The following is a 3,849-nucleotide window of genomic DNA, read 5'->3' as shown; positions in this document are numbered from 1 at the left end:
GTCCCGTGTGAAGCAGTCCAGCGACGTGCTGGTGACCTGGTCGCAACCCGAGCCGGGTGTGGCCGGCCGTTCGCTGAAAGAGCTGGCGCGCGAACGCAACCAGACCGAAGAAGACGTGGCCCGTGCCTTGCAGCCGGCGGGGGCCATTTACTTCGCCATGAGTGAAGACGATGTCAGCCGCATCCTGAGCCACCCGATGGCCATGGTCGGCTCCGACGGCCTGGCGCATGACGTGCGGCCGCACCCGCGCCTGTGGGGCACTTTCCCCCGCGTGCTGGGGCATTACGTGCGCGAGAGAAAGCTCTTTTCGCTCGAGACAGCCATCTACAAGATGACCGGCCTCAGCGCCCGGCGCTTTGGCCTTACAGGCCGGGGAACGCTGGCGCCGGGCCATCACGCCGATATCGTCATCTTTGACCCGGACCGCGTGAACGCCAACGCGAGCTATGGGCATCCGACCGAGGTCAGCTCAGGTATTGATGCCGTTTTTGTTAACGGCCAGCTCGCTTGCCGCGATGGCAACACCGTATGCGCAGGTGCGGGCCAGGTGCTGCGCGGGCAGGGCGACGTGCCCTGATTGCGAGGGCTACTTCGCCAGCAGTTTGGTAATCACGCGCCAACGCTGGCTCCGCCGGCTTGATGGACAGCCGGTTGCCCTTGCGCAGGATGATCAGGTCTTCCAGATTTTTGTGGCTCTGTAGCAAAAGCTACAGAACGCTTTTCCCGGCGCGGCTATCTTCGCGTTCGTGCCCGCATTGCGGCATGTCACGAAGAAGGAAAAACCCATCATGTCCAAGGAAATCTACTGGCTGGCATTGACCCTGGCCGCTGCGGCGTTGTTCGCCTTGCCTTATGTCCTCAATCGCATCGCCGTGCGCGGGCTGGGCGGTACGCTGGCCAACCCGACCGCCACAGAAAAACCCCTTGTCGAATGGGCCCAGCGCGCACAGCGGGCCCAGGCCAATGCCACCGAAAACCTGGTGATTTTTGCGCCGGCCGTGCTGGCCGTGCAGGCCAGCGGCCGAGCCGATTCGGTGACGGCCATCGCCTGCGCCGTCTACTTTTTTGCGCGGCTCGTTCATTACCTGGTTTACACGCTTGGTGTTCCCGGCGCACGCACCCTTGCCTGGGCAGCGGGCTGGGCGGCCACACTGGTGTTGATCGGGCGCCTGCTGGGGGTGCTGTGAGCCGGCCCTTCGCACTCATCGCGGGAAGCGGTGGCGTGCTCGGCGAATCGCTCGCGCTGCAGTTCAGCGGGGCGGGGTACGAAGTGGCGGGCCTGCGGCGCGCAGATTGCGATCTGGCGGATGGTGACGCAGTGGCGCAAGCCGTCGCGGCCCTGGTTGAGCGCCACGGGCACATCGACACGCTGCTGTACAACGCGGGTCATCTGGCAGTTGCTCCTTTTCTTGAACTGGAGGCGAGTGCGCTGCGCGAGTGCCTTGAAGCCGGCCCTGTCGGGGCGGCGCACTGCGCCCGGGCCGTGCTGCCGGGCATGCTGGCCGTGGGGCGCGGCAACCTGCTCTTCACCGGCGCCACGGCTTCGCTGCGCGGTTCGGCCCGCTTCGCGGCCATGGCCGCGGGCAAATTTGCCCTTCGTGGGCTCGTGCAGTCACTGGCAAGAGAGTTCCAGCCGCAGGGCATCCACGTGGCCCACGTCGTGCTGGACGGCATGCTTCGCGGCTCTGCTGCCGCATCCCGCTACGCGGCAGCAGAAGCCCCGGTGATGGCGCCCGACGGCGTGGCTGCCAATTTCCTGTGGCTGGCGCAACAGGCGTGCACGGCATGGACGCAGGAGCTGGACCTGCGAACCGCGTCGGAGAAGTTCTGATGGAGCTGATGCACGTGAACGCCGACCGCACGGAGCCCGTCCTCCTACGGGCCGGGTCGCTGCCGTGGCTGCCGTCGCCGCAACCCGGGGTCGAGCGGCGCATGCTCGAGCGTACCGGTGCAGAGGTGGCTTTGGCAACGTCACTCGTGCGTTATGCGGCTGGTAGCCGGTTTGACGCGCATTCGCATGCGCTGGGCGAAGAGTTTTTTGTGCTTTGCGGCGTATTTTCCGACGAGCACGGCTCGTACGGCCCCGGTACCTATGTGCGCAACCCGCCGGGCTCCAGCCACAGGCCCTTCAGCGACGAGGGCTGTACCATTTTCGTCAAGCTGCGGCAGATGGACCCGCTTGAACAGCGCCGCGTCGTCATCCGTGCAGCAGACAGGCCCTGGGTGGATGCCGGAATCGCCCGGCATCGGCGTGCATTGCTGTACGAGGGCCCCAGGGAAACCGCATTCCTCGAACGGCTGGAACCGGGGTGTACCATGGCCGCGCAGTACGCGCATGGCGGTCAGGAAATGCTTGTCGTCGAGGGCTCGGTCCGTGTCGAAGCCGGCGACGATACGAACGCACGCGCTGCGGGTGCGCAGGACCTCGGCGCGGTGTGCTGGCTGCGAAATCCACACACCAGGCAGCCCGCCCTGGCCAGTTCTGAAGGTGCCCTGTTATGGATCAAGCGTGGCCACGTGGCACCGATGGTTTGACGGTGCGGCAGGTTGCCGCGAATGGAGCAATATGCAGGTCTTACGTGAACTTGCCCTTTTCGAGCCTTTCAGCCGCCTGAGTGCCGACGGCCGTAACCTGTTAACCCAGGGTGCGGTTCCAATGAGTGCACTGGCGGGAACAGGCATCATTCACAAGGGTCAGCCTGCCTCCGGCGCCTATGTCGTGCTGTCGGGCCGGCTGCGCGTGTACACCATCACGCCTGCGGGCACCGAGGCGACGCTGTATCTGGTGGAGCCCGGCGAGACCTGCGTGCTCTCGCTCAACTGCCTGTTCAACGATCTTCTTTATCCCGCCTGGGTTCAGGCCGACAAGGCGACGCGTGTCGCCGTCATCCCCGGTCCGTTGTACCGGCAGCTCTTCAAGCAGGAAGCGTGCATCCAGGACCTGACGCTGCATGCGCTCTCGACGCTTGTTTTCAGGTTGATGGCAGAACTCGATGCCGTTCATTCCTTCAACCACCGGCAACGCCTTGTGCATTTTGTGTTGCTGCACGCCTCGTCCGACGGGGTACTGAAAACGACACAGCAGCAGCTGGCAGGGCATCTGGGTACGTCGCGTGAAGTGGTGGCGCGGCTGATGCAGGGGCTGGTGGCCGAAGGTTTCCTGAAAAGCCAGCGCGGCCAGATCATCATCAAGGACCTCTTCGGGTTGCGCCGCCTGCAAAGCCTGCCGCAGTCCGGCGCCTGACAGGTTTCTCACTTTTTGCTGGTGATGGCTTTCCAGTGCTGCGGCTCGACGGGCGTGATGGAAAGGCGGTTGCCCTTGCGCAGCACCTGCAGGTCTGCCAGTTCTGGCCGTGCACGCAGGACGGGCAGGGTGATGTTGGGTATCTTGCGCAATACCTGCACATCCACCAGCATCCATCGCGGTTCTTCAGGTTTTGACTTGGGGTCGTAGTAGGGCGACTTCGCATCAAACTGCGTAGGGTCAGGGTAGGCCGTAGATGCCACCCGGCCGATGCCGACAATGCCCGGCTCGGCGCAGCTTGAGTGGTAGAACAGCACGCCATCGCCGACTTGCATTCCGTCACGCATGAAGTTGCGCGCCTGGTAGTTGCGAACGCCGACCCAGGGGACTGTTGAGTCCTTCGCCGCGAGCGCGTCTTCGACCGAGCATTCTTCGGGTTCGGATTTCATGAGCCAGTAGCTTGTCATGGGGTGGCCTTGGTACCTGAAGTGGGGACGAAGCAAAGCTTAGCGGATCGATGGGGCAAAGAAAAGCGCCGGCCTCAGGCCAGAAGCCGCTTGACAGCACGGACCATCTTGAATAAAGTTATTAACAAATAAGTTAAT

At 63.8% G+C, this 3,849-nt stretch carries 6 protein-coding genes; 5 read left to right on the top strand and 1 reads right to left on the bottom strand.

Annotated features, from left to right (window positions below; genetic code table 11):
- The 5 genes from AC1D1P_RS17075 to AC1D1P_RS17055 all read left to right on the top strand — a co-directional run.
- Nucleotides 1-577, top strand: a 577-nt coding sequence (locus tag AC1D1P_RS17075) for an amidohydrolase family protein (RefSeq protein ID WP_477673791.1), incomplete at its 5' end; no start/stop codon positions are given.
- A gap of 211 nt (nt 578-788) precedes the next feature.
- Nucleotides 789-1,187: an MAPEG family protein gene (locus AC1D1P_RS17070; protein ID WP_477673790.1), complete on the top strand. Its 399-nt coding sequence runs from the start codon at nt 789-791 to the stop codon at nt 1,185-1,187.
- Nucleotides 1,184-1,831, top strand: coding sequence for an SDR family NAD(P)-dependent oxidoreductase (locus tag AC1D1P_RS17065; protein WP_477673789.1), 648 nt, complete (start codon nt 1,184-1,186; stop codon nt 1,829-1,831). The genes AC1D1P_RS17070 and AC1D1P_RS17065 overlap by 4 nt, the downstream gene beginning before the upstream one ends.
- Nucleotides 1,831-2,535: a cupin domain-containing protein gene (locus AC1D1P_RS17060; RefSeq protein ID WP_477673788.1), complete on the top strand. Its 705-nt coding sequence runs from the start codon at nt 1,831-1,833 to the stop codon at nt 2,533-2,535. The genes AC1D1P_RS17065 and AC1D1P_RS17060 overlap by 1 nt, the downstream gene beginning before the upstream one ends.
- A 31-nt stretch (nt 2,536-2,566) precedes the next feature.
- A complete protein-coding gene (locus AC1D1P_RS17055; protein WP_477673787.1) occupies nt 2,567-3,244 on the top strand; it encodes a Crp/Fnr family transcriptional regulator in 678 nt (225 codons plus the stop codon).
- A gap of 8 nt (nt 3,245-3,252) precedes the next feature.
- Here the strand turns inward: AC1D1P_RS17055 and AC1D1P_RS17050 are convergent, their stop codons facing one another.
- A complete protein-coding gene (locus AC1D1P_RS17050) occupies nt 3,253-3,711 on the bottom strand; it encodes an EVE domain-containing protein (RefSeq protein WP_477673786.1) in 459 nt (152 codons plus the stop codon).
- Nucleotides 3,712-3,849: the final 138 nt, after the last annotated feature.

Source organism: Polaromonas sp. P1_E1_2 (genome assembly GCF_056406035.1).
This window is presented reverse-complemented; position numbering and strand designations above follow the sequence as displayed.

Bases quoted from the DNA above. Each gene is read 5' to 3' on its own strand.
- AC1D1P_RS17070 (WP_477673790.1), top strand. From the start codon at position 789: ATGTCCAAGGAAATCTACTGGCTGGCATTGACCCTGGCCGCTGCGGCG.
- AC1D1P_RS17060 (WP_477673788.1), top strand. From the start codon at position 1,831: ATGGAGCTGATGCACGTGAACGCCGACCGCACGGAGCCCGTCCTCCTA.
- AC1D1P_RS17055 (WP_477673787.1), top strand. From the start codon at position 2,567: ATGCAGGTCTTACGTGAACTTGCCCTTTTCGAGCCTTTCAGCCGCCTG.
- AC1D1P_RS17050 (WP_477673786.1), bottom strand. From the start codon at position 3,711: ATGACAAGCTACTGGCTCATGAAATCCGAACCCGAAGAATGCTCGGTC.